Source organism: Bifidobacterium sp. LH_450 (assembly GCF_056356715.1).
In genome coordinates this window covers 447,067-472,044 of record NZ_JBKEUU010000002.1, presented here as the reverse complement: position 1 = coordinate 472,044, position 24,978 = coordinate 447,067, and the positions used below count along the sequence as shown (strand labels likewise).

The following is a 24,978-nucleotide window of genomic DNA, read 5'->3' as shown; positions in this document are numbered from 1 at the left end:
GTCCAGCGCCCTGAGAGGTAGGGGTTCCCGGCCGCTAATCAGGGGGCGAATCAGGGTGTTCCCCGACCCCCTCGAGCGTTCAGGAATGGTCAAATGGAACCATGAGCAACTTCAATGAAACACCGCAGGCCCCGCAGCCGGGTCAGCAGGGCGCCCAGCAGTCCGCCCCGCAGGCTGCATCGTCGCCGTACACGGGGTACACCGGTCAGTCCGCCCAGCAAGGAGGAGCCCAGCAGGGATCTTCTTCGCACGGACCGGCCCAAGGCGCGCCTCAAGGCCCCGCTCCCGCCGCAGCGTCGCGGCCGAGCGCGTCCGACAAGTTCTTCGGCTGGATCCGTTCCAGCCGCATCGTGCGCCCCAACGACCGGTGGATCGCCGGCGTATGCGGCGCCGTGGCGCGCCAGCTCGGCTGGAGCGTCACGCTGGTACGCGTGCTGATGATCGTCGCCACGCTGTTCTTCGGCTTCGGCGCCTACTTCTACGCCCTCGGCTGGCTGCTGCTTCCCGACGAAGCGACCGGCGAGATCCTCGCCGAGGACATGGTGCACGGCCATTGGGACTGGGGGATGCTTGGCGTCATCCTGTGCGCGCTCGTCGCCATCCTGACCGGCGGCGTCGGCTGGTGGAACTGGAGCCCGCTCGGCGTCAACGTCACGTCGCTGGTGCTGGCCGCGTTCCTGCTCTACCTGCTGATCGAGCACGGCGTACGCCGCGCCATCGCCTCATTCCAGCAGCCAGTCCAGCCAGGTCAGGCCCAGCCGGGAGCCCCGCGTCCGCAGGGCGCCTACCAGCCGGGTCCCTACGCGCAGCAGGCATACGGCCCCCAGCCGCAGCCGGGCACTCCGGGCGCGCAGCCCCAGCCGTCCCGCCCAGCCGGCGCCCAGCAGCCGCACCGTTCCGCCACTGCCCAGCAGGGTTCCGGCGCAGCCCAGCCGGGAGCCGCCAGCCAGCCGAACGCCCCGCGCAACCCCTACGCGCAGCCGGCGTCCAGCGTCCCGTACTACCAGACTTCGGGTGTCCCGCAGAACCCTGCTTCCCAGCCGTACCAGTACCAGCCTTACCAGCAGCCTGCCTACCCGCAGGGCCAGCCGGCAGCCGCCCCAGCCGCCCAGGCCGAGCGCGCCTACACGCCCCGCCGCAAGCCGGCCGGCCCGTTCATCGTGCTCACCGTGCTCGGCGCGCTGCTGATCGGCGCCGCCATCACGACGACGCTGATCGGCACCGACTACACGCTCAAAAGCTGGCTGGGCGACGTCCTGGTCGCCTGCGGCATCGCCTGCATCGCCATCGGCGCGCTGATCATCGTGCTCGGCTGCCGCGGCCGGCGCTCGGGCGGCCTGATCCCGATCACCTGGATCGCCATGCTGCTGACCTGCTCCATCGTCGCGCTGTTCTGCGTCTACTCGACGTTCTACGACAGGACGATCGTGGCCGGCGAGAACTTCGAAAGCGTCTACGTCGGCACGCCGACGACCGTCACGCCCAACGCCTACCAGCTCAAGGAGATGGCCAGCGGCATCGCCGTCGCCGGAAGCAACTACGACGACGCCCAGCTCAACCTCGACCTGACCGGCAAGCAGCTTGCCGGCGAGCATGATATCACGCTCAACGACGGCACGACCGCCACGTCGAACTGCCCGACGGGCACGATCAAGGCGAGCGTCGTCAACGCACAGCTGAGCGTCACGATCCCCGACGGCTGCTCGTTCAGCATCACCGGCGTCTCGTCCGCGGATGGCATGGAGTATGACGCCGCCAACGGTACAGCGATGCCAATCGGCTCGATTGGCGACCGTAACGTCATTGTCGGCTATGACGGCGAAATTGAGTTCTACCTCGGCCACGCATCCAACGATGATGGCTCCTCGTTCCACTTCGGCGTCACCGACCGCCGGTCCAGCATCGAGACCATTTCGACCGATTGCTCGGGAATCTACACGACTCCGGACGGCGAGACGGTCGTCGACAAGGACTTCGCTACCGCCCGCCAGCAGAATCTGATCAAGAACGGCAAGTACTGGCCGTGCGCCGTCGACGACAAGAAGGCGCCGAAGACGCCGGAACTGACCATCGAGGTCGAGGGGCTCGTTTCGGGCAGCGTCGACGTGCAGTACGCCTCGGAAGCGCCGTCGACGAAGGACTGGAAGAAGCTCGACTCGATCATGCTCGTCGACTGAACCGTCCGGCGGAACGCAACCGGCAGAAGAATCTTGGATATATAAAGGAGCAACGATGAACGAACGCAACGAGAATACGGAACCGCTGTCCAAAGCGGAGGAGGAGACCATTGAGATTGCCAGCGTGGAGTTTCCGGCCAGCGATGCCGAGACTGCGGAGCAAGAGAGCGTTGCGCAGACTGTGCGGATGGAGCCGGCTGACGTACCTGCGTCGCCGGTAGCGGCCGACGCCGGGCCGGACGCAGCGGAAACGCTCGCCGCGACCAAGGCGATTCCCGAAACCAAGGCGACGTCGGCAGCTCCGGCGGCCGCCGCGCCCGCAACGCCGCGTCCGGACGCCGGCGTCGCGCAGCCGGCTGGTCCCGCCGCTGGAACGATCGTCTTCGGCGCGCTCGCGCTCGTCGTCGGCGTCGTCGCGCTGCTGCTGGGCATCTTCCTTCCGCAGGACCTGTTCAGCTGGGTCGATCCGAACGACCTGTTCGCCGTGTTCGTCGGCGGACTGGGCGTGCTGCTGATCGCAATCGCCGTCATCTGGGCGGTGGCGAAGGGAGTTTCGTCGCGCTCCGAGAAACCACGAGGCAATTGACGCATTCCGCCGTGCGTTGCGTTACAGTGGAGGCATGGATGAACCCAGATTGAAGGAAGCGGCCGGGCAATCCCCGGCCGCTTCGCCGCATCTGTTCGAAGCGCGCGGCGTCAACGCCGCCGTCCCGGCGCCGGGAGGCGGCACGACGACGATTTTCTCCGACCTGTCGTTCCATATCGACGCCGGGCAGATCGTCGACCTGACCGGCGCGAGCGGCGCCGGCAAGTCGACGCTGCTCAAGGCGTTCGCGCGGCTCGACGTCAACACCGACGGCACGTTCCTCTTGCGCGGCAAGGATTCGTCGCAGTTCACGCCGCAGCAATGGCGCGTGCACGTATCGTACCTGCCGCAGGCGGCGACGCTGATCGGGGAGACGGTCGCCGACGCCATCCGGCTGCCGTTCACGCTGAAGGTGCGCATGCGCGAGACCGGCGAAAGCGCCCGCGAACTGCTGCCCGACGACAGGATCCGCGAATTCCTCGACTCGGTGGGCTGTGCCGACATCGACCTGGCGCGCAACCCGGCGGACCTGTCGGGCGGCCAGGCGGCGCGCGTTTCGCTCGCGCGGACGCTGCTGACCAAGCCCGACGTCATGCTCGCCGACGAAGTCGACGCGGGGCTCGACGCCGCCAATGCCGACAAGGTCGGGGAAATCCTCACGCAGGCGGCCGCGAACGGCATGGCGATCGTGCGCGTGCGGCACCGCGCCACCGACCACCGCGCCGCGCGCACGATGATCCTGCTCGACGGCCACCTGGAAACCCAGCAGGAAGCCGGCCACGCCGCAGCCGCCGCGTATGGCGACGCCGCTCCGACGAGCTGACCACTATGGTGGTTCCGGTTCCTCGACACGCCGCTGGCGGAGGAACCGGGTTCAGGTTTTCGGATTGGTTGTGGTTCCGGTTCCTCGACACGCCGCTGGCGGAGGAACCGGGTTCAGGTTTTCGGATTGGTTGTGGTTCCGGTTCCTCGACACGCCGCTGGCGGAGGAACCGGAACCGAAGAGGACACACAGCAGGGACGTCCATATTGCAGGAAGAGGGGTTATGGACAGTTATTTTTCGATTGACATATGGGGGATGCTCGTCGCCATCCTCATGGTGTGCATCGCGGCCGGCATTTCGGTGGCGATGAAGATGGGCGTCGCCAAGGGCCTGCTCTGGTCGACGGCGCGCTCGCTCATCCAGCTGCTCGTCATGGGCTACGTGCTCGCCTACGTCATCCGCGCCAACAACGGCTGGCTCGTCGTCGGGCTGATCTGCCTGATGACGCTCGCCGCCGCGCAGATCACGATGTCGCGCGCCTCGAACATCCCGAAAGGGCTGACCGGCACCGTGCTGCTCGCGCTCGTCGTCACGATGCTGCTGATGCTCTCGATCGTCGCCGAGGCAATCGTGCGGCCGCACCCGTGGTACGCGGCGCAGCTGGTCATCCCGATCACCGGCATGCTGCTGGGCAACACCGTATCGGCGATTTCGCTGGCGCTGACCCGCTTCTTCGACTCGATGCGCTCGCGTTCCGGCGAAGTGCAGACGCTGCTCGCGCTCGGGGCGACCAAGTGGGAGGCGGCGCGCCCGTCGATGGTCTCGTCGATCAAGATGGGCCTGCTGCCGTCGATCGCCATGCTCGCCTCCAGCGGCATCGTGACGATTCCGGGCATGATGTCCGGCCAGGTCATCGCCGGCAAGAGCCCGATCGACGCGGCGAAATACCAGTTCGTCATGCTCGCCGCGATCGGCGCGCTGACGCTGCTGGCCGACTCGATCATCGTCGCGCTCGTCTACAAGCGCTGCTTCGTGTCGTTCGACCGCTACTTCGTGCCGCCGCCGGCTCCCGAACACAAGCTGCGCGACATCCTCGTCGGCCGCCGCGCCGCCAAGGAAGCGAGCGGCAAATCGAAAAGCGCTTCCACCCGCTAAAGCCAGAGAAAAGAAGCCGGGAAAGAATCTCGGGAAAGGAAACGGAAGCCGTGGAAAAAGCGGCGGGGACGTCGTTAAAAAACCGCCCGCGCCGCGAACAAGCGGCATTGCAACGCGCTATAACCAGAACCGTCAACGCTGGGACTGAAGCGCAAAAACGTTGGAATTCCAGCGTTTCCGCGGCGAAATCTTGAACAGAAAACGCGCTGTATAAGATTTGCCTATGCCGCCGGCCGCGTGGCGCGCACCTCCTTCGGGCAGGATGGCTCCTGCAACCGCAACCAACCCGAGGAGGTGCAACATGACCCGGCTTGAAACCCAGCTGGTGCACGGCGCGGCGGCCAGCGAGCCGCACGGCGCGGTGAACCCGCCCATCTACGATTCGTCGACGTTCGCTTTCGAAACGGTCGGGTCGATGCCGCGCTACGACTACTCGCGTTCCGGCAACCCGACGCGCGCCGCGCTCGAAACGCAGCTGGCGGCGCTGGAAGCCGGCGACCGCGGCTTCGCGTTCGCGTCGGGGCTCGCCGCCATCCACGCGACGCTCTCGATTTTCCGTCCCGGCGACCGCATCGTCGTGGGCGACAACATCTACGGCGGCACCTACTCGCTGCTCCACGAGTATTTCGAAGAGCGCGGCATCTTGACGCAGGCCGTCGACACGACCGATCCGCTGGCGCTGCGCGCGGCGCTCGCCGGCGTCGGCAGCGGCGGCAAGCCGGCGGCGGCCGTCTATTTCGAAACGCTGACGAATCCGCTGCTCCGCGTCAACGACGTCGCCCAGATCGCCGCGCTCGCGCACGAAGCCGGCGCGCTGGCAATCGTCGACAACACGTTCGTCACTCCGTACCTGCAGCAGCCGCTGACGCTCGGCGCCGATATCGTCATCCATTCGGCGACGAAGTACCTGGGCGGCCATTCCGACGTCGTCGCCGGCGCAGTCGTCACCCGCACGCCGGAACTGTCCGAGCGGATCTATTTCGCGCAGAACCGGCTCGGCGGCGTGCTCGCGCCGGCCGAGTGCGACAAGGTGCGCCGCGGCATCCAGACGCTGGGGATCCGCATGGAGCGCCAGCAGGAGAACGCCGTCGCCATCGCGCAGTACCTGGCGGCGCATCCGCTGGTCGCGCACGTCAACTACCCGGGGCTGCCGGGGTCGGCCGGCGGCGCGCGGCTCGCCGCCAAGGGGCTGCGCGGCTTCGGCGCCGTGCTCAGCTTCGAAGTCGAGCGCGGCATCGACCCCGCCGACGTGCTCGACAATCTGAAATTGTTCACGCTCGCCGTGTCCCTCGGCGCCGTCGAAAGCCTCGCCGAACTGCCGGCGGTCATGACGCATTTCGAATTGCCGCGCGAAGAGCGGCTCAAAGCCGGCATCAGCGACGAACTCGTGCGGCTGTCCATCGGCATCGAGAACGTCGACGATCTGATCGACGACCTCGAGCAGGCGTTCGAGATTGCCCGGCAGCGTGCCTCGCTGCGTTCCGGCCGCGCGTTCGGTTCCGCCACCGCTTCGGCGTCGGTTCCGGCTTCGGCAAAGGAGGCCGTGCATGTCGCAGCCTGACTGTTTTTCGCTGGCGACGCAGGCCGTGCACGCTGGCTACGCAAGCGACGCCAGCCACCAGCATGCCATCGTGCCGCCGATCTACGCGGCCGCGGCGTTCGGCCTGGAAACGGCCGAGCGCGGCGAGCGGCTCTCGAGCGGCGAGGAGGACGGCTTTTCGTACTCGCGCGTCGCCAACCCGACCGTCGATTTGCTGGAGAGGCGCCTGGCTGCGCTCGAAGGCGGCGCGAACGCCGTCGCCGTCGGCTCCGGCATGGCCGCCGTCTCGCTCGCGCTGCTGTGCGCGGCGGAAGGCGGCGGTCGGATCATCGCGCCGACGAACCTGTACGGGGCGTCGGTGGACGCGCTCGCCACGTTCTTCCCGCAGTTCGGCGTGCATGCCGACTTCGTCGACGACATCAACGACATCGCGCAGGTCGAGGCGCTGATCGGCCCCGACACGCGGGCCGTCTTCGCCGAATCGGTCGCCAACCCGTCGACGCAGGTTACCGACATCGCCGCGCTCGCCGAGGCCGCGCACCGCCACGGCGTGCCGCTGATCATCGACAATACGGTGCCGACGCCGGTGCTGCTGCGGCCAATCGAGCACGGCGCCGACGTTGTCGTCCACTCGACGACGAAGGCGATCGGCGGCCACGGCAACTCGGTCGGCGGCGTCATCATCGACTCCGGCCGCTTCGACTGGGATTCGCCGCGCTTCGAGCACCTGCGCACGCCGGAGCTCGTCGTCAGCGACGAACGCGCCGGCCGGTGGGAATCGTTCTGTTCGAAGTATGGGCGTTACGATGCGTATATCCGCCGCGTGCGGATCAAGTACGTGCGCACGTTCGGCGCCGTCCTGAGTCCGTTCAACGCCTACCTGCAGCTTACCGGCGTCGAAACCCTCCCGCAGCGCATCCGCCAGCAGACATCGTCCGCCGCCAGGATCGCCCGCCATCTCCTGTCCGTCCCGCACGTCACCCGCGTCCACTACGCCTCCGTCCCCGGCGCCAGCCCGCTTGCCGGTGAAGATTCGCAGCTTGCACTGGCGGACCGCTACCTTCCTGACGGCATCGGCGGCATCCTGTCGTTTGAGGTGGACGGCGGCCGCGAGAACGTCGCCGCAATCCTTGACAGCGTGCGGCTGTTCTCCTATGTCGCGAACATCGGCGACACGCGTTCGCTGATCGTAGACCCAGCGCGGATCACGCACCGCGAGGTCCCCGCCGCCTACCGCGAAGCCGCCGGCGTCACCGACAACCTGATTCGCCTCTCCATAGGCCTCGAAGACCCCGCCGACCTCATCGCCGACCTAGACCAAGCCATCCGCGCCGCCTATTAGGTTGCACGCCAACCTCGCGCAACCTACTCACCCCCGCTGGCGCCCGCCGCTGAAATATGCAAACGCGAAAGCGTTTGCGGCCTTGTTCGGGGGTCGCTGAGAGCAAGCCGAAGGCGAAGCTCGAAGCGGGAGTGGTCAAGCGGACGCGAAGCGTTCGCCTCAGCCGGCCCGAGGGAGAGGGGCGGCGGAGGAAAGCGAAAACCCGCTGGAACCTTGTGGATTCCAGCGGGTTTTCTTTGGGTCGGGCTGGCGAGATTTGAACTCGCGGCCTCTTCGTCCCGAACGAAGCGCGCTACCAAGCTGCGCTACAGCCCGTTTTTGCAACGAGTGATATATTAAGCCGGCGTTCCTGAAAACGCAAAATCGGCGTGTCGCAGTTGCGGCGCGCGGGAATCGCAAGGCAAAGAGGAGGGCTGTAAGTAGACTGGAGCAGATTGCATGCCCAAAAGGAATCGTATAGACAAAGGAACGAACGTGGCGAACGAGCCCCAGGAACAGATTGAAGAAGCGGCGGCGAGCGTGGAAGTCGTCGAGGAACCCGATACGGCGGCCGAAGCCGAGGCGAACGGCCCGGTCATGACGACGGTCGAGCGCGCCGAAATGCTGCTCGCGCAGGACGCGGCGATCCGCGAGAAGATCGACGCGAACGCGACGCTCGAGGAAGCCGTCGACCCGTCCAACGAGCAGTTCGGGCCGCTCGCGCACCCCGAGCAGGTGCAGATGCGCGTCGCCAAGCGCGCGATGATGCTGCGCGACGGCGTCAACCCCTACCCGGTGACGCTGGACGTGACCGACACCATCGAAGCGGTGCGCAAGCGCTACGAAGACGACAACGGCGACCTGACGCTGGAAGCCGGCGCGGAGACCGAGGACGAAGTCGGCATCGCCGGGCGCGTGCTGTTCATCCGCAACGCGGGCGGCCTGTGCTTCGTGCAGCTGTCGGCCGGCGACGGCACGAAGATCCAGGGCATGATCTCGAAGAAGGTCGTCGGCGCCGACTCGCTCAAGCAGTTCAAGCAGCTCGTCGACCTCGGCGACCACCTGTACCTGCACGGCAAGGTCATCGCCTCGAAGACCGGCGAGCTCTCCGTCTTCGCCGACGACTGGAAGATCGCCGCCAAGTCGCTCCAGCCCCTGCCGGCGCTGCACAAGGAGCTCAACGAGGACACCCGCACCCGCAAGCCGTACATCGGCATGATCGCCGACGAACGCATCCGCGACATGGTGCGCAACCGCTCCAAGGCCGTCAGCTCCCTGCGCCATACGTTCGAGGACCACGACTTCATCGAGGTGGAGACGCCGATGCTGCAGACGGTGCACGGCGGCGCGGCCGCCCGCCCGTTCACGACGCACATGAACGCGTTCGACCTCGACCTCTACCTGCGCATCGCGCCGGAACTGTTCCTCAAGCGCTGCCTGGTCGGCGGCATCGACCGCGTGTTCGAAATCAACCGCGACTTCCGCAACGAAGGCGTCGATGCGACGCACGCCCCCGAATTCACGATGGTCGAGGCCTACCAGGCGTACGGCAACTACGACACGATCGGCGCGCTCGTCAAGGAGCTCGTGCAGAAGACGGCGATGGACGTCTACGGCACGACGAAGGTGACGCTGCTCGACGGCACCGAGTACGAGCTCGGCGGCGAATGGAAGACGATGAGCATGTACGAGTCGCTCTCCGAAGCGCTCGGCGAGGAAATCGTGCCGAACGGCGGCCCCGAGCATCCGGGCACGTCGGTCGAGCACCTGGGCGCCATCGCCGACAAGCTCGGCGTGGAGCGCGACGACGTCGAGAACCACGGCAAGCTCGTCGAGCATCTCTGGGAGCACTTCTACGAGGACAAGCTGTACGAGCCGACGTTCGTGCGCGACTTCCCGGTGGAAACCAGCCCGCTCGTCAAGGCGCACCGTTCCATCCCCGGCGTCGTCGAGAAGTGGGACCTGTACGTGCGCGGCTTCGAGCTGGCCACCGGCTATTCCGAGCTCAACGACCCGGTCGTGCAGCGCGAACGCTTCGTCGCGCAGGCCAAGGACGCGGCCGCCGGCGACGAGGAAGCCTGCGACATCGACGAGGACTTCCTCGAGGCGCTCGGCGTCGGCATGCCTCCGGCCGGCGGCATGGGCATGGGCATCGACCGCCTGCTGATCGCGCTGACCGGTGCGACGATCCGCGAAACGATCACGTTCCCGCTCGTCAAGCCGCTCATCGGCTAGGCGCGCGCATCGCGGCCGCAGGCGTTCCGCTCGGTTCGGAAAACGCCTGCGGCCGCGCTGTTTTTTCCGCGAGATTTTCAACGAGATTTTCCGCCGGCGTTTCCGCCGGCACCTGTCTTTCCGGGTTCTGTCAGGTTTTCCCGCCAAGATTTTTCCAATAGGGTTCAGTCAACATAAAGGAGAGCCATGGGTTCCGCCAATCCCAACCCGCAGCGCCCCGCCGGCATGCCAGTGCCGGATGGTGCCAGCGGGTACCAGCAGTCGCCCTACGCCGAGGGCGCGTACCAGCAGACGCCGTATGCAGAGGGCGCGTACCAGCAGACGCCGCCGCAGTCGCCGTACGCGCAGCCGCAGCCATCCCAGTCTCAGCAGTCTCAGCCGCAGCGGTTCCACTCGGCCCCGCAGTCCGGGCAGCGCCCGGCCGGCATGCCGCCGCAGGGCGCGCCGGTGCCGCCTGCCGCCAACGTTCCGCCTCGCGCCGCGAACGTGCCGCCGTCGGCATCCGTCCCGCCGCCCGCAGCGGTGCCCCCGGCCGCCAACGCCGCGGTGCCCGGCACCGTCGCCGTGCCGCCGATGAGCATCAAGATCGGCAAGCACTACTACAGCTACTTCGCCATCGCCTCGCTGCTCGGCGCCGTGCTGCTGATCGTCGCCTGCTTCGTGCCGTTCATGAAGATCTCGCTGTCGGGCGCGGGCCTGACGGCCGTCACCGGCGGCCTGACGTCCTCTCCCTTCTGCTACAACACGTTCTTCCAGGTCCTGATCATCTGTGCCACCATCGCCACCGTCGTGCTGGTGGTGCTGGCGAAGAACCTTGCGGCGGCCATCGTCGCGCTCGCCGACGCGCTCATCTCCATCTGCACGCTGTTCGCCACCTACAGCACCATCAAGAGCTCCGTTTCGCAGCTCAACTCCATGTACTCGGACTACAACAGCCAGGTCCAGGGCTATTCGGGCCTGGGCCTGTCGACGATGGACCGCGCCGCCAGCTATTCGTACGGCGCCGGCCTGTGGCTTGCGCTCATCGCCGTCATCCTGCTGCTGGCCGGCACGTTCGTGTCGTTCTTCACCGAGTTCAACGCCGTCAAGCTCAACAAGATGCGTACCGCCGCCGTCGCCGGCGATGCGCACGCCTACTTCGCCGCTTCCGTCGAGCCGAGCATGGGCATGGGCATGCAGCCCTTCGATGCCGAAGCCCGCGCCCGCATGCAGCGCTACGAGCAGCAGCAGGCAGCCCGCGCGGCGCAGCGCCCGCCCAGGCCCGGCGCTCCCGTCCAGCCCGGCGTGCCGGCAGGCATGCCGCCGCGTTCCGGCAGCGCCCCGCAGCCCGGCTACGGCTACCAGCAGCCGGCGCCCTATGCGCAGCCCGGCTACCAGCAGGCTCCCGCTCCGCAAGGCGCCGCCCAGCAGGACTACCGGCAGAACCCGTACGTCCAGGAGCCGGGCCAGCCGTACCAGCAGAACCCGTACCGGCAGCCGGCATATGCCCAGCCGGCAGCCGGCCAGCAGCCGCCGCAGCAGCCACCGCAGCCGTACCAGCCATACGGCCAGCCGGTCGCGCCGGAACCGGGCATGCAGCCGGTCTTCTCCACCGCCACGCCGGAGCCGGCGCCGCAAGCCGCCGCCGAGCCGGCCGCGCAGGCGACGGGTACCGCGCCGTCCGCCGGCATTCCGGTGCCGCCTGCCGCTCCCGTTGCGCAGGAGGAAGTCGTGATTGAGGAAACCGAGGAATCTTCGATTCCGACGCCGCCGGAAAACGGAGCCGGACAGCGGTAACGGCCGCGGGAAATCTTGCATAGATTGAAGGCGGCACAGGCCGGGGCGACGCAGCAGCGCGCCCCGGCCTGTTCGTTGTCGGAAAGTTTTCAGTCACCGCCCAGCTTGGCCGCCCTACACTGGTGCGTAACGACGGGGGTGCGCCCCCGGCAATGCTCGATTGACTGCGAGATTGAGTGAGACCGAACGCAAACGTTACCGAGGAGGGGACATGGACCAGCCCAAGGATCCGGCCCGCGAGCCGCAGCAGGCCGACCAAACCGTTACCGAAACCGTTGAGGAGGTGCGCGTCGCGCCCGACGCCGGCGTCTCCGACGAACCCGTCGTGCCGATGGGCCCGTTTGAAAACCAGACCGTGATCACGCCGATGGAGCCGCCGCTCGAAGCGTCCATCACCGTCGAGGAGAGCGCCGCGAACGCCGTGCCCGACGGCACGTTCGCCGGCGCCGCGCCGACCGGCTACGCGCCGACGCCGGTCAATGGCGCCCCGGCGACCGAGGGCGGCGTTCCGGCGAATGCCGCGCCGAACGCTGCGCCGGCTAACGCGGCTCCGAACGCGCCGCAGCAGGGCGCGCCGAACGCAGCCCCGCAGGGTGCACCGCGCCAGAGCGTGCCGAACGTTCCTCCGCAGGGTGCTCCGGCGCAGGGCGCGCCGCAGCAGCCGCAGCGCCCGGTCGCGCCGCCGCCGGCCGCCGGCAAGAAGGCGTCCAAGACTTCGCTGACCGTCGCCGGCCAGGAATTCGACTACGGCGCGCTGATTACCGTGATCGGCGCCGTCATCGGCGTCATCGGCGTGTTCGTGCCGTTCATCACCGCGAAGGCGACGATTGGCGGCGGCCTGTTCAGCCTGTCCGATTCGGTGACGCAGACGTTCAGCGCGTCGCTGATGGACGTCGAGGGCGCGCTTGGCTGGGTCATCTTCGTTGGCGTCATCGCCATCGCCGTCCTTGCGCTGCTGCGCCAGAACGTCTCCGCACTGACCGTCACGATTCTCGCCGACATCCTGATGGTCTACACCGTCGCCGAAGAGGGCGCCTACTACATGGGCGGCCACGCCAAGACCTCCGGTTCGAGCAGCATGGCGTCGTACTCGTTCAGCTTCAGCGCCGGCGCATGGCTGATCATCATCTCGGCCATTGTGCTGCTCATCGGCACGATCATTTCGCTGTATAACGAACGCCACGCCGCCGGCACCGCTGGCGCCGCTGCCGTCCGCGCCGGCGCCCCGGCCGCTCCCGCCAACCCGTACGCGGCGCAGCAGGCCGCGATGGCCGGCAACCCGATCGTCAACGGCAACACCGGCGTTCCGGCCGGCGTGTCCGACTACGGATTCCAGTACGCGAACGGCCAGTTCATGAACGGTCCGGACGGTTCGCCGACCGTGCCGCCGTCCCCGCAGGGCAACCAGCCCGGCTTCCAGTACGCCAATGGCCAGTTCATGCCGGACGGCTACGACAACGCCCAGGGTGTGCCGGCCGCGCAAGCGGCCCCGGCGCAGGATCCGCAGGGCGCAAGCCAAGGCAAGCCGCAGCAGAGCTGACAATCCTTGCTTGCCTAAGATTCAGGGCTCCTCCCTTTTGGGAGGGGCCCTTTCGTTTGCCATTTGATGCGGGTAATAAATTGTGGTTATATCTAAGAAAAAGTTATGGGATGGCGTGTTTTGGAAGCACTGCAATCTTTGATAGCGCGGTATAGAAAATAGATGGAAGAACACGCCGGTTTTTGGGTTGCGATTGCGTTTTTTCGTGTGTTTTACTGTTCCCACGACAGTCGTACGAAACCATCTCCTCCAGCGCAACGCCGCTGGAAACCTCCCGAAAGGAAGCAACCCATGACCAACCGCCGCGATCTGTTCCACGCCATCGTCAATGACTCCCGCAAGCAGCGTGCCGCCAAGGCGACCGCGGCTGCAGCCGGCTCCGACGCAGCCACGGAAACCGTCCTCGCGAACGCCGCCGTCCCCGCCGCAACGCAGCCTGCCGAAACCGCTGCGGAAATCTTGTCCGAAAACACCGCGCCGTACCTCGTCGCGGCGTGGCAGCACCTGGTCGGGCACGAATACGGCGCGCGGGAATTCGCCGACGCGTACGTCGAGTTCGTGCGCCGCTGGGACTGGGACTGGGTGAAGATCAACCCGCGCGCCGTCTACTATGCCGAAAGCTGGGGCAACGTCTACGACGAAAACGACTACGGCGGCTACGTCATCCCGCGCAAGGTGAGCTCCGTCATCGCCGAGCCGTCCGATATCGCGAAGATCGGGCGCCTCGACGCCTCCAAGAGCGCGCCTCTGGCCGAATCGTTCGAAGCGGCGAGGCTGATCCGCCGCGAACTGACGGACCGCGCCGTGCTGCAGTCGATCTTCTCCCCGCTGTCGGTGCTGCTGCAGATCGCCGACCTGCCGCTCTACCCGGGCGACGCGTACGCCGACCCGGCGGTCTCGCTCGCCGACTTCCTCTACGCGCAGCCCGAAGCCGCCAAGACGGCGCTGACGAACATCGCCGAAACGCTCGCCGACTACGCAGCCGCGCTCGTCAAGCCGGAAAGCGAAGGCGGCGCCGGCCTCGACGGCATCTTCTACGCCGTCACCGGCACCGTGTCGAACGGCTATTTCACGGCGGAACAGTACGCCGAGTTCGGCGAGCCGTTTGACCGGATCGTGCTCGACGCCATCCGCGCGGCCAATCCCGATGCCGCGATCCTGCTGCATACCTGCCGCGACCACGCGAACCCGGAGTGGTTCGACATCGCCGACGTCGACATCCTGCAGTGGGACGCGTTCGCCGACGGCAACCCGTCCGTCGCCGACGCCGGGTCGCTTTCGGCGGTGCCGGTGCTCGGCGCCAACTCGTTCGATTTCGCCGACGCCGCGAACGCCGCGCGCATCCGCGAGCAGCTCGAGGAAACGGTCCGTACGCAAGCCGGCCGCCCGTTCCTGCTCGCCCCGAGCTGCACGGTGCCGACGCCGGCCGCCGACGAAACGCTGCGCGAACTGGCTGCGCTGTCCGTTGCCGGCGAACGCTTCGGCGAGGTCGACTGAATCTAAAGGAAAAACCAAGATTTTTCAGCAAGGAAAGAGAGGAACCATGGCTGTGAGGAAGACCGGACGCCCGCATAGGGCGGCAACGGCGGCGGTGGCCGCCATCGGCGCGGCGGCGCTGGCGTTTTCGGCGGCAGGCTGCGGCCTGAACGGCGATGCGAGCGCCGAAGCGGAGGGGACCGGCGGCTCCACCGTATATATAGGAGTGCTGTACCCGAAGACCGGGCAGTATGCCGAGTACGGCAAGCTGTTCCAGCAGGGCTTGGACCTCGCCGTCGACGAAGTCAACGACAACGGCGGCGTGGGCGGCAAGACGCTGGCGCTCAAGTACTACGACACGCAGTCGGACGCCAAGCAGGACGCGTCGGTGGCGCCGAAGCTGGCGTCGGACCAGTCGGTCATCGCCGTCGTCGGCGACTATTCGTCGCCCGCGTCGGCCGCCGCGAGCCCGACGTTCCAGGAGGCGGGGCTCGTCCATTACGGGTTCAACAACTCCTCGCCGACGTTCACCGACACCGGCGACCATGTGTGGAGCCCGGCCATCGGCACCGATTCCTATGAGAAGGTATATGCCGACGCCATCGCGAAGAAGGCGAAGAAGATTTCGGTCGTGTACATCGAGAACGACTGGGGCAAGCAGGCGTACGAATACTTCAAGGAGGAGGCCGAGGCGCAGGGGCTCGAGATTGCCTACTCGTCGAGCTATCTGGCGGATTCGACCGATTTGTCGCCGATCCTGATCCCGGCGCGCGATGCCGAGCCGGACGCCATCGTCGACATCGGCTACGGGCCGGACGGCGCGCTCGTCGTCAACACGCTGCGCGACAAGCTCGGCTACACCGGGCCGTTCTATGGCGGCCAGGAAACCGACGAGTTCCTCGACCTGGCAGGCGACAACGCCGAAGGGGCCATCATCACCGGCTCGTTCAGCGCCACCGGCACCACGGACGAGAAGACGATTGAGTACGTCAAGAAGTTCAAGGAGACGTACGGCAACTATCCGGGCAACTTCGAGACGACGGCCTACCAGGCCATCATCGACCTCGCCTACGCGGCCAACAAGACGTCGCCGACGCGCGAAGGAATCCAGGAAGCGTTGCAGACCGTCGACGACTTCCCGCTGTACCAGGGCAAGGGCGGCACGTTCTCGTTCGACGTCTCCACCAGGCGCGCGCCGTCGATCGAGCCGATCCTGCTGCAGGTGCAGGACGGCGAGTTCACGGTCTACGAAGGCTAGGGGGTTGCCGTGGTCGATACGCTGTTCGCCGGCGTCATCCATGGCAGCGCCTATGCGCTCGTCGCCGTGGGCGTCGCGCTGATCTTCGGCGTCACGAACGTCGTCAACTTCGCGCAGGGGTCGATCGCCGCCGTCGGCATGATGGTGGCGTGGTATACGGGCAGCGTGCTGGGCTGGGGGATCGGGCCGACCGTGCTCGCCGTCGTCCTCGTGACCGGCGTGCTCGGCCTGCTCATCAACGCCGGCATCATCGCGCCGCTGGAAGGGCGCAAGCCCATCGCGGCGCTGCTGGCCACGCTCGGCGTCGGGCAGATCCTCGACAACGGGCTGCAGCTGGTGTTCGGCTCGAACACGAAGCCGTTCCCCAAGCTGCTCGCCACGAACAACCTGCAGCTGTTCGGCGTGCGGTTCGGCACGTCCGACATCGTCATGATCGTGTTCGCGCTGGTCTCCATGGCGGGGCTGTGGGCGTTCCTCAAGTTTGGCAAGTCCGGGCAGGCGATCCGCGCCACCGCGCAGGACGCGCAGGCCGCCGCGCAGATGGGCATCCCCGTCAAGCGGGTGCGCAACATCGCGTTCACGATTGGCGCCGTGCTGTCCGGCGTCGCCGGCATTTTCATCGGCTTGTTCAACGGCAACATCAACGCGATGAACGGCTCGACGATCGGCCTGACTGCGTTCGTCGCGGCTGCCATCGGGGGACTGGGCTCCATTCCGGGCGCCGTCGTCGGCGGGGTGCTGCTCGGCGTCGTCGAATCGCTCGGCGTGTTCTGGTTCGGCGACGGAGCGCATGACCTGATTACGTTCGGCGCGCTGCTGATCGTGCTCATCGTGCGGCCGCAGGGCATTTTCGGCGCGAAGATCGACGTGAAGTCCGAGCCTATGACGGGCACGTTCACCGGCGCGACGAAGCCGTTCGAGCTGCCGGCATGGGGCTACGCGGTGCTGGCGGCCGTGCTGCTGGCATTGCCGTTCACGCTGTCCGACTACGTCTCCGGCATCGCCACGCAGGTGGCGATCTACGCCATCGCCGCCATCGGCCTGACCTTGATTTCCGGGCTGACCGGGCAGACGGTGCTCGGACTGGCCGCCCCGTTCGCCGTCGGCGCGTACGCTTCCGCGATCCTCACGTCGCAGCAGGGCTGGCCGTTCCTGCTGGCGCTGCTGGCCGGCGGCGCCATCGCCGCGTTCCTGTCGAGCCTGCTGACGTTCCCGACCTGGAAGCTCGGCGGCCACTACGTGGCGATCTCCACGATCGGCGTCGGCATGGTGATGGTCGCGCTGATCCGCGTGGCCGAGCCGATCACCAACGGCTCGCTGGGCATCACCGGCATCCCGTTCCCGAAGGTGTTCGGCGCCACGCTCAACACGTCGCAGAAGCTCCTGCTGCTCGACGTCATCGTGCTGCTCGTCACGCTGTTCGTCGTCACGCGCATCCAGCATTCGCACCTGGGGCGCGTGTTCGCCGCCGTCGGCTCCGACCAGGACGCCGCCGAATCGCTCGGCATCCGCTCGGGCTCGTACAAGGCGCTCGCCTACATGATCGCCGCGTTCTTCGCCGGGCTCGCCGGCGCGCTGCTGGCCCACCAGTACACGTACATCGACCCGACGCTGTTCAACTCGAACATGAGCATGCTGTTCCTGACGATCATCGTGCTCGGCGGCCTCAACTCGCCGCTCGGCGCCATCGCCGGCTCGGTCGTGCTGATTGGCGCCCCGGAACTGCTGCGGCTGTTCCCCGACGCGCGCGTGCTGCTCTACGGGGCGCTGCTCGTAGCGGTCATCATGTTCCGCCCGCAAGGCCTCCTCGCCAAGAAGGCCTAGGGGTTCGAGGAAATCTTGTTCATTGCTTGATGGAAGGAAAGGAACCGGCATCATGGGACGGCACACGCAATCGCCGGAAACCGAAACGGCGCAATCTGAAACTGCGAAATCTCAAACGGGGGAACTCGAAACGCGAGGAACCGAAACCGCGGCGACGGGTCGCGAAACCGACGCCTACGTATTCGAGGCGGGGCAGGTGCGCGGGCCGGTCGCCGACGTCGATCCGTACAGCCGCGAACTGGAAGCGTTCGGCGGCGACCCGAAGGCATACGCCGAAGCGCACCGGCGCAAGGTGCTCGACAAGCCGGTCGTGCTGCGCGTGCGCGAGCTGCGCAAGTCGTTCGACGGGCTCAAGGCGGTCGACGGCGTGTCGTTCGACCTGCACCAGGGGGAGGTCATCGCGATCATCGGGCCGAACGGGTCCGGAAAATCGACGACGATCAATCTCATTTCCGGCTTCCTCAAGCCGGATTCGGGGCTCATCGACATCAACGAAGACTCCGTCGCCGGCGTCGACAGCCCCGGCGTGGCCGAACGGGGCCTGGGGCGCACGTTCCAGAACGGGCGCGTGTTCGGGGCCCTGAGCGTCGAGGAGAACATCGAGCTGGGCTACCACCGCAAGCTCGAAGCGCAGCGGCCGTTCAAGAACCTGCAGCGCTACGTCGGCCTGCGCTGGCTGCCGCTGCTCGCCGAGACCGCGGTGGCGCTGGTGCCTGGCCCCAAGGCGCGGCGCGAGCAGCGCGACGTCGAGGCGAGGGTGACCAGCGAAATCAACCGGTTCCGGGAGCGGCTCGGGCCGCGGCGGCACGACGCGTCGTATACGCTGTCGTACGCGAATCGGCGGCGTACCGAAATCGCGCGCGCCCATATCGCCGAGCCGTCGCTGCTGCTGCTCGACGAACCGACCGCCGGCATGAACCAGTCGGAGACCGCCGAAGTGCTCGAGCAGCTGCAGTACCTGAAGGCGCAGGGCCATACGATCCTGCTCGTCGAGCACAAGATCGAGCTCGTCACCGCCCTGTCGGACCGCGTGCTGGCGATGGACGGCGGCAAGGTCATCGCGCAGGGCGACCCCGACACGGTGCGCCGCGATCCGCGCGTCGTCGAAGCCTACCTCGGCAAGCGCCGGGAGCTCAACGGTTCCGTCGAAGCCCACCGCCAGCGCAACGTCCTGAGCCGCCAGAACGCGCTGCCTGTCGCCACGGTGCGGCAGGCGGAGGCGATCGTCGAGGGTGAGGAGGTGGAGCGCGGGGACGTGGCGCCGCTGCTCGCCATCGACAACGTCGACGTGTTCTACGGGCAAGTGCATGCGCTGCAGGGCGTCTCCCTGGACGTGCCGCGCGGGGCGATCGTGTCGCTGCTGGGCGGCAACGCTTCCGGCAAGTCGACGACGATGAAGACGATCCTGGGCCTGAACAGGCCCAAGCGCGGCGCGCTGCGCTACGACGGCGACGACATCACCGGCCTCGACACCCGCGCCCGCGTGCTGCGCGGCATCGCGTCGGTGCCGGAAGCGCGCCGCGTGTTCCCTCAGATGACGGTGCGCGAGAACCTGCTCGCCGGCGCCTACACCCGCCGCGACCGCGACGGCGTCGCCGAGGACCTCGAAGCGCAGTTCGAGCGCTTCCCGCGCCTGAAGGAACGTGCCAGCCAGCTTGCCGGCACGCTCAGCGGCGGTGAACAGCAGATGCTCGCGTTCGCCCGCGCCCTGATGAGCCGCCCGAAGCTCATCTGCATGGACGAGCCGACGATGGGCCTGTCGCCGCGTTTGGTGGAGGAGGTGCTGGAGCATATCGGACGCCTGCGCGACGAACTCGGCCTGTCGGTGCTGATGGTGGAGCAGCAGGCGCAGCTCGCGCTCTCGATTGCCGACTACGGCTACGTGCTGCAGAACGGCCGCATCCGCCTGCACGGCGCGGCCAGCGAACTGCTCGAGAATCCGGAAGTCCAGGAAGCCTACCTCGGCGGCGCCTGATGCCGCGCGCCTTCCCGTTGCCGCGCCTGTTGCCGCGGCATGGCACAATGGCAGCATGAAGATGAGGGACTTCGTCAACGGGCTGAGGGTGAGGACGCTGCCGGCCAGCATCGCGCCGGTAGCGGTGGGGGCCGCGGCGGCATGGTACGTGCTGACCGACCCGACCAACTGGGATTCGGTGTGCGTGCGGCAGTCCGGTTCGCCGGACCCCGTCTCGCACGACGGCACGCCGACGCGCTGCCTGCCGGTCTGGACTTCGGATTCCTCGCTCCTGTGGCGGTTCGCGCTCGCCGTCGCGCTGTGCGCGGTGGTTGCGGTCTGCTTCCAGATTGCCGTCAACTTCGCCAACGACTATTCCGACGGGCTGCGCGGCGCCGACGCCGGCCGCGCGGGCAGCGAATCTCAAACAGGACGCCCCCAGCGGCTTACGGAAGCCGGCGTGAACCCGAAAGCCGTGCTTGGCTGCGCGGCCGCGTTCGCGCTCGCCGGCTGCGCAGCCGGCGTCGCGGCGGCCGCGCTGAGCGGGCAATGGTGGATCGTCGCGCTGGGAGCGCTCTGCGTCATCGCCGGCTGGTTCTATACCGGCGGCAAGCATCCGTACGGCTACAGCGGGTGGGGAGAGGCCGCGGTCTTCGTGTTCTTCGGGCTCGTGGCGACCCTCGGCACCGAGTTCGTCGTCTGCCAGTCGTTCACCGGCTACGGCGTCGGGGAACGCTATACGTCCGATTTTTCGTTCAGCCGGCCAATGATCGCGCAGGAAGGGGCATGGCAGCAGGTTCTCGCCGGTCGCTACGGCGTCGACATCATCGGTTTCTGCGGCGCCGTCGCCGTCGGCTTCAACGCGGTGATGATCCTGATGGTCAACAACCTGCGCGACATCGACACCGACCCGCTGTGCGGCAAGCAGACGTTCGCCGTGCGGCTGGGGCCGAAGCGGGCGCAGGCGGCGCTGGGGGTCGTCGCCGTCGCGTCGTTCGCCGTGTCGATCATCGCCGGCATGTGCGCATGGATGCCGTGGGGCAACTCGCTGATGATGCTGCAGATCCCGACGCTGCTGGGGGTGATGGTCGCCGCCGACCGCAAACGCTACGGGCGTGCGTTGCGGTACGCGGGGCTGCAATCTCTGGTCTTCGCGGCGCTGATGGTGCTCAGCTGCGTTTTCGGCGCGATGTAGCGGCGACGAGACGGCGCGGCGCTTTGACTGCGGACGGCTGTAGACTGGGGGCCATGACGTACAAACTAGTATTGCTCCGGCATGGCCAGAGCGCATGGAATAAAACCAACCAGTTCACCGGCTGGGTCGATGTCCCGCTGACCGAGCAGGGCGTCGAGGAAGCCAAGAACGCCGGCCGCCTCCTCAAGGAGAAGAACATCCTTCCGGATATCGTCTTCACGTCGCTGCTGCGCCGTTCGATCAACACCGCGAACGTCGCCCTCGACGAAGCGGACCGCCTGTGGATTCCGGTCGAGCGCGACTGGCGCCTCAACGAACGCCACTACGGCGCGCTGCAGGGCAAGAACAAGTCGGAGATCCGCGAGGAGTACGGCGACGAGAAGTTCATGCTGTGGCGCCGTTCCTACGGCACCCCGCCGCCGGACATCGATCCGAACGACCAGTACGCCCAGAACGGCGACAAGCGCTATGAAGGCGACCCGGTGCCGGCAGCCGAATGCCTGGCCGACGTCGTCGAGCGCGTCGAGCCGTACTGGGAGTCGAACATCGTTCCGGAGCTCAAGAAGGGCAAGACCGTCATGATCGCCGCGCACGGCAACTCGCTGCGCGCCATCGTCAAGATGCTCGACGGCCTGACCGAGGACGAAATCGCCAAGGTCAACATCCCGACGGCCATGCCGCTGGTCTACGAGCTGGACGAGAACATGAAGCCGATCAAGAAGGGCGGCGAATACCTCGATCCTGAAGCCGCTGCCGCCGGCGCCGCCGCCGTCGCAGCCCAGGGCCAGAAGTGATTGTGATCTGCTGAAGACTTTTCCGCTCGAAAGGGCCCGGTTTCGCAAGAACCCGGGCCCTTTTCGTTTAGGCTTCGTCGGAAACCGTCCGGTGAACGCTCCGGGCTTAGGACGTTGCTCAAGCCTGAAAGGTTTGCTGTTACGAGCGAAGGCAGTTGCTTTTCGCGTCGCTTTCGTACAGTTTGATAATCCGCCCCTTCTTCAGGTTCAGCAGGAACAGCCGCTGGAGCTCCCGTTCGTACGGATCGGTTTTCGGGATGCGGATATAGCTTTCGCGAACGAGGTCGACGTCGCGGCCGAGTGCGTCGCTCGCCTCGCGCCGGAACTCGCGTACCGAACGGCGCGTCGTTTCGTCGTCGATTTCGTTATGAAGCGTTCCGTAGATCAAATCGACGTCGGATTCCGGCACCGCATCCCCGCGGGCCATCGACCCGAACAGATACAGGCTCGTCAGCCCATGCTTTCGCGCAATCGGTATGACGATGTCCGCAATCTCCTGCGGCGTAGGAATGCGGGCGCCGCCGGCCTGCGCCTTCGCGGGATTCGCCTCCACTGCAGTCATCGCCGTCTCCTTCCGCCAGATACCTCCACGTTACCAAAGAACCATTTGCGTTGGTTGGAATATGAAAACTGATGAAATCTCTGAACGAATGTGAAAATTGGTGAAAACTACTGAAGAATGTGAACGAGTGTGAATATGGGTGAAAACTGCTGAAGGATGTGAACGAGTGTGAATATAGGTGAAAATTGCTGAAAACTATGAACAGATATGAATATGTGTGAAAATCACTGAAAAGTGTGAACGGGGGTGAATATGGGTGAAAAAGCGAAGATACCATGAATCTGAGTGCATTGGGGGTTACAACGGGATGCTGAGAGGCAAGGAGAAGACGTCTCATGACGGTATATGCAGACACCCACAAGTTCGTTGTGCTCGTGAATAAAAAGCTCGAGGCTGGCAGGGCGATGAACGCTGTCGGGCATTGCTGCGCGGGACTGGTCGGCGCCGCGCCGGAGGCGTTGCGGGAGAAAATGAGCTTCATCGATTTCACCGATGGCGACGATGCCATCCACCGCAGCATTTCCGGCCTGTCGCTGATCGTGCTGCGCGGTACGAATGGCGAGCTGAAGAAGGCGCGCAGGAAATTCATGGACAACGATGTCCTTTTCACTGATTTCACCGAGACCATGACGGGCGGCACCTATGTGGAGCAGCTCGAGAAGACGGTGAACGTTTCGAGCGAGGACATGGAATATTTCTGCGTAGCCGCCTTTGGCGAGAAAGCCGTTATCGACCCGATCACCAAGCGTTTTTCGCTGTGGCGATAGAGAAGATGGTTCCTGAAAACCATAATCCTCCATGCGGGGAGTAGGAATTTCGCCGGTGGGCTTAGGCGAGCGAATCGTTTCACAATGGGAGTGACAATCATCGTGGGCGAATCGAGCAGGAGGGGACCCATGTATTATTCCGCAGGCAACTATGAAGCATTCGCGCACCCGAAGAAGCCGGAGGGGATGGAAGGCAAGACGGCGCACATCATCGGCACCGGCATCGCGGCGCTCGCCGCCGCGTTCTTCCTCGTGCGCGACGCGCAGATGCCAGGCAAGAACATCAACGTCTATGAAAAGGACTCGCTGCCGGGCGGCGCGCTCGACGGCGCCTACATTCCCGGCAAGGGCTACGTCATGCGCGGCGGCCGCGAAATGGACAACCATTTCGAAGTGATGTGGGACGTGTACCGCGACGTGCCGAGCATCATGGACCCGAGCCATTCGATGCTCGACGAATACTACTGGCTCAACAAGGAGGACCCGAACTATTCGCTGTGCCGCGCCACCTACGCCCGCGGCAAGGACGCGCACACCGACGACAAGTTCGGCCTGTCCGACAAGGCCTGCGAGGAAATCCTGAAGCTCTACCTCGCCACCCCTGAGGAAACCTACGACAAGAAGATCACCGACTATTTCGACGACGAGGTCTTCGATTCGAACTTCTGGCTCTACTGGCGCACGATGTTCGCGTTCGAGAACTGGCATTCCGCCACCGAAATGCGCCGCTACCTGCACCGCTTCATCCACCATATCGGCGGCCTGCCGAACTTCTCGGCCCTGCGGTTCACGCGCTACAACCAGTACGAGTCGATGGTACTGCCGCTCGTCAAGTACCTCGAAAAGCGCGGCGTCAAGTTCCACTACAACACGAAGGTCGACGACGTCACGTTCAAGATTGGCGGCAAGGGCCCGGTGCGCCCCACTACCGGCGTCGGCGAGGACGAAGTGCAGCGCGCCCAGGCGCAGAACGACGCGTTCCCGCGCAACCCGTACAGCACGCCGACCCGCAAGGTCGCCGACAAGTTCATCTTCACCGGTCCCGACGGCAAGCAGCAGACGATTCAGCTAACCGACAACGATTTCGTGTTCATCACCAACGGCGGCTGCGTGGAGAACACCACCGAAGGCGACCAGCATACGCCGGCCGGCTTCGACGACCAGATCCACCCCGGCAACGGCTGGGACATGTGGCGCCGCATCGCCAAGGTCGACCCGAGCTTCGGCCACCCCAACAAGTTCATCTACGACCCGCAGCTGACGAAATGGATGAGCGCCACCGCCACCTGCCTTGACGGCGAGATTCCGCAGTACATCGAGAAGATCTGCCATCGCGACCCGTACTCGGGCCACACCGTCACCGGCGGCATCGTCACCGTCAAGGACTCCAACTGGCTGCTGAGCTGGACCGTCAACCGCCAGCAGCAGTTCCGCGACCAGCCCAAGGACCAGATTTCCGCATGGCTGTACGGCCTGTTCCCGGACAAGCCGGGCAACTACGTGCGCAAGCCGATGCAGGAATGCACCGGCGAGGAGATCTGCGAGGAATGGCTCTACCACATGGGCGTTCCGGAAAGCCAGATCCACGAGCTCGCCTCGAAGCACTGCAACACGGTGCCGGTCATGCTGCCGTTCATCGATGCGTTCTTCATGCCGCGCGAGCTGGGCGACCGCCCCGACGTCGTGCCGGACGGCGCCGTCAACTTCGCCTTCCTCGGCGAATTCGCCGAAACGCCGCGCGACACGATCTTCACGACCGAATACTCGATGCGCACCGGCATGGAGGCGGTGTATACGCTGTGCAACGTCGACCGCGGCGTGCCGGAAGTGTTCAACTCCGAATACGACATCCGAGACATGATGAACGCGGCCGTCAAGCTGCGCGACGGCAAGCCGATCACCGACATGGAGATGAACCCGCTCGCCAAGGTGGCGCTCAAGGGCGCCCTCAAGGCCGCCGACAAAACCTACCTGGGCCAGATGATGAAGGTATTTGGCATCCAGGAGGAGTAGCTTGAAGGCAAGAAGCATGCAGGAAAGAAGGAAATCTCGAA

The 24,978-nt window shown here is 66.1% G+C and carries 18 protein-coding genes and 1 tRNA gene; 17 read left to right on the top strand and 2 right to left on the bottom strand.

The window, feature by feature from the left end:
* The first annotated feature begins 101 nt into the window (after positions 1-101).
* From AC1AXT_RS04440 to AC1AXT_RS04415, 6 genes are all read left to right on the top strand, one after another.
* Positions 102-2,177 (top strand): PspC domain-containing protein, encoded by a 2,076-nt coding sequence (locus AC1AXT_RS04440; RefSeq protein ID WP_476541798.1) that lies wholly within the window; start codon positions 102-104, stop codon positions 2,175-2,177.
* Positions 2,178-2,232: 55 nt separating this feature from the next.
* A complete protein-coding gene (locus tag AC1AXT_RS04435; protein WP_476541799.1) occupies positions 2,233-2,763 on the top strand; it encodes a hypothetical protein in 531 nt (176 codons plus the stop codon).
* 34 nt (positions 2,764-2,797) lie between these two features.
* Positions 2,798-3,586: an ATP-binding cassette domain-containing protein gene (locus AC1AXT_RS04430; RefSeq protein WP_476541801.1), complete on the top strand. Its 789-nt coding sequence runs from the start codon at positions 2,798-2,800 to the stop codon at positions 3,584-3,586.
* A gap of 223 nt (positions 3,587-3,809) precedes the next feature.
* The gene (locus AC1AXT_RS04425) at positions 3,810-4,682 is read left to right on the top strand and encodes an ABC transporter permease (protein ID WP_476541802.1); all 873 of its coding nucleotides are present in this window, start codon (positions 3,810-3,812) and stop codon (positions 4,680-4,682) included.
* Between the two features lie 301 nt (positions 4,683-4,983).
* Positions 4,984-6,243: a trans-sulfuration enzyme family protein gene (locus tag AC1AXT_RS04420; RefSeq protein WP_476541804.1), complete on the top strand. Its 1,260-nt coding sequence runs from the start codon at positions 4,984-4,986 to the stop codon at positions 6,241-6,243.
* Positions 6,230-7,564 (top strand): O-acetylhomoserine aminocarboxypropyltransferase/cysteine synthase family protein, encoded by a 1,335-nt coding sequence (locus AC1AXT_RS04415; RefSeq protein WP_476541806.1) that lies wholly within the window; start codon positions 6,230-6,232, stop codon positions 7,562-7,564. The genes AC1AXT_RS04420 and AC1AXT_RS04415 overlap by 14 nt, the downstream gene beginning before the upstream one ends.
* Positions 7,565-7,805: 241 nt before the next feature.
* On the opposite strand, the gene AC1AXT_RS04410 is transcribed toward AC1AXT_RS04415, so the two are convergent.
* Positions 7,806-7,879 (bottom strand) — tRNA-Pro (locus AC1AXT_RS04410).
* 261 nt (positions 7,880-8,140) lie between these two features.
* On the opposite strand from AC1AXT_RS04410, the gene lysS reads away from it, so the two are divergent.
* The 9 genes from lysS (at position 8,141) to AC1AXT_RS04365 (ending at position 21,595) form a co-directional block, all read left to right on the top strand.
* The gene (gene lysS, locus AC1AXT_RS04405) at positions 8,141-9,778 is read left to right on the top strand and encodes a lysine--tRNA ligase (protein ID WP_476541851.1); all 1,638 of its coding nucleotides are present in this window, start codon (positions 8,141-8,143) and stop codon (positions 9,776-9,778) included.
* Between the two features lie 186 nt (positions 9,779-9,964).
* The gene (locus tag AC1AXT_RS04400; protein WP_476541808.1) at positions 9,965-11,554 is read left to right on the top strand and encodes a hypothetical protein; all 1,590 of its coding nucleotides are present in this window, start codon (positions 9,965-9,967) and stop codon (positions 11,552-11,554) included.
* A 211-nt stretch (positions 11,555-11,765) separates the two neighbouring features.
* Positions 11,766-13,094 carry a hypothetical protein gene (locus AC1AXT_RS04395; RefSeq protein WP_476541809.1) on the top strand — a complete coding sequence of 443 codons (1,329 nt, stop codon included), beginning with the start codon at positions 11,766-11,768 and terminating at the stop codon, positions 13,092-13,094.
* A gap of 291 nt (positions 13,095-13,385) precedes the next feature.
* On the top strand, positions 13,386-14,591 hold the full coding sequence (locus tag AC1AXT_RS04390; RefSeq protein ID WP_476541811.1) for a uroporphyrinogen decarboxylase family protein: 1,206 nt from the start codon (positions 13,386-13,388) through the stop codon (positions 14,589-14,591).
* A gap of 46 nt (positions 14,592-14,637) precedes the next feature.
* Positions 14,638-15,828 (top strand): ABC transporter substrate-binding protein, encoded by a 1,191-nt coding sequence (locus AC1AXT_RS04385; RefSeq protein WP_476541813.1) that lies wholly within the window; start codon positions 14,638-14,640, stop codon positions 15,826-15,828.
* Between the two features lie 9 nt (positions 15,829-15,837).
* Positions 15,838-17,652 carry an ABC transporter permease gene (locus AC1AXT_RS04380; protein WP_476541814.1) on the top strand — a complete coding sequence of 605 codons (1,815 nt, stop codon included), beginning with the start codon at positions 15,838-15,840 and terminating at the stop codon, positions 17,650-17,652.
* A gap of 52 nt (positions 17,653-17,704) precedes the next feature.
* Positions 17,705-19,627, top strand: a complete 1,923-nt coding sequence (locus tag AC1AXT_RS04375) for an ATP-binding cassette domain-containing protein (RefSeq protein ID WP_476541816.1) — start codon at positions 17,705-17,707, stop codon at positions 19,625-19,627.
* 55 nt (positions 19,628-19,682) lie between these two features.
* The gene (gene menA, locus AC1AXT_RS04370) at positions 19,683-20,801 is read left to right on the top strand and encodes a 1,4-dihydroxy-2-naphthoate octaprenyltransferase (RefSeq protein WP_476541818.1); all 1,119 of its coding nucleotides are present in this window, start codon (positions 19,683-19,685) and stop codon (positions 20,799-20,801) included.
* 53 nt (positions 20,802-20,854) lie between these two features.
* Positions 20,855-21,595, top strand: coding sequence for a phosphoglyceromutase (locus tag AC1AXT_RS04365; protein ID WP_476541820.1), 741 nt, complete (start codon positions 20,855-20,857; stop codon positions 21,593-21,595).
* Positions 21,596-21,734: 139 nt separating this feature from the next.
* Here AC1AXT_RS04365 and AC1AXT_RS04360 read toward each other — a convergent pair whose 3' ends face one another.
* Positions 21,735-22,157: a nucleotidyltransferase family protein gene (locus AC1AXT_RS04360; protein WP_476541822.1), complete on the bottom strand. Its 423-nt coding sequence runs from the start codon at positions 22,155-22,157 to the stop codon at positions 21,735-21,737.
* Positions 22,158-22,492: 335 nt separating this feature from the next.
* Here AC1AXT_RS04360 and AC1AXT_RS04355 point away from each other — a divergent pair, with 335 nt between their 5' ends.
* Positions 22,493-22,924, top strand: coding sequence for a DUF2000 domain-containing protein (locus AC1AXT_RS04355; protein WP_476541824.1), 432 nt, complete (start codon positions 22,493-22,495; stop codon positions 22,922-22,924).
* 129 nt (positions 22,925-23,053) lie between these two features.
* Positions 23,054-24,937, top strand: coding sequence for an oleate hydratase (locus tag AC1AXT_RS04350; protein WP_476541826.1), 1,884 nt, complete (start codon positions 23,054-23,056; stop codon positions 24,935-24,937).
* Positions 24,938-24,978 lie beyond the last annotated feature (41 nt).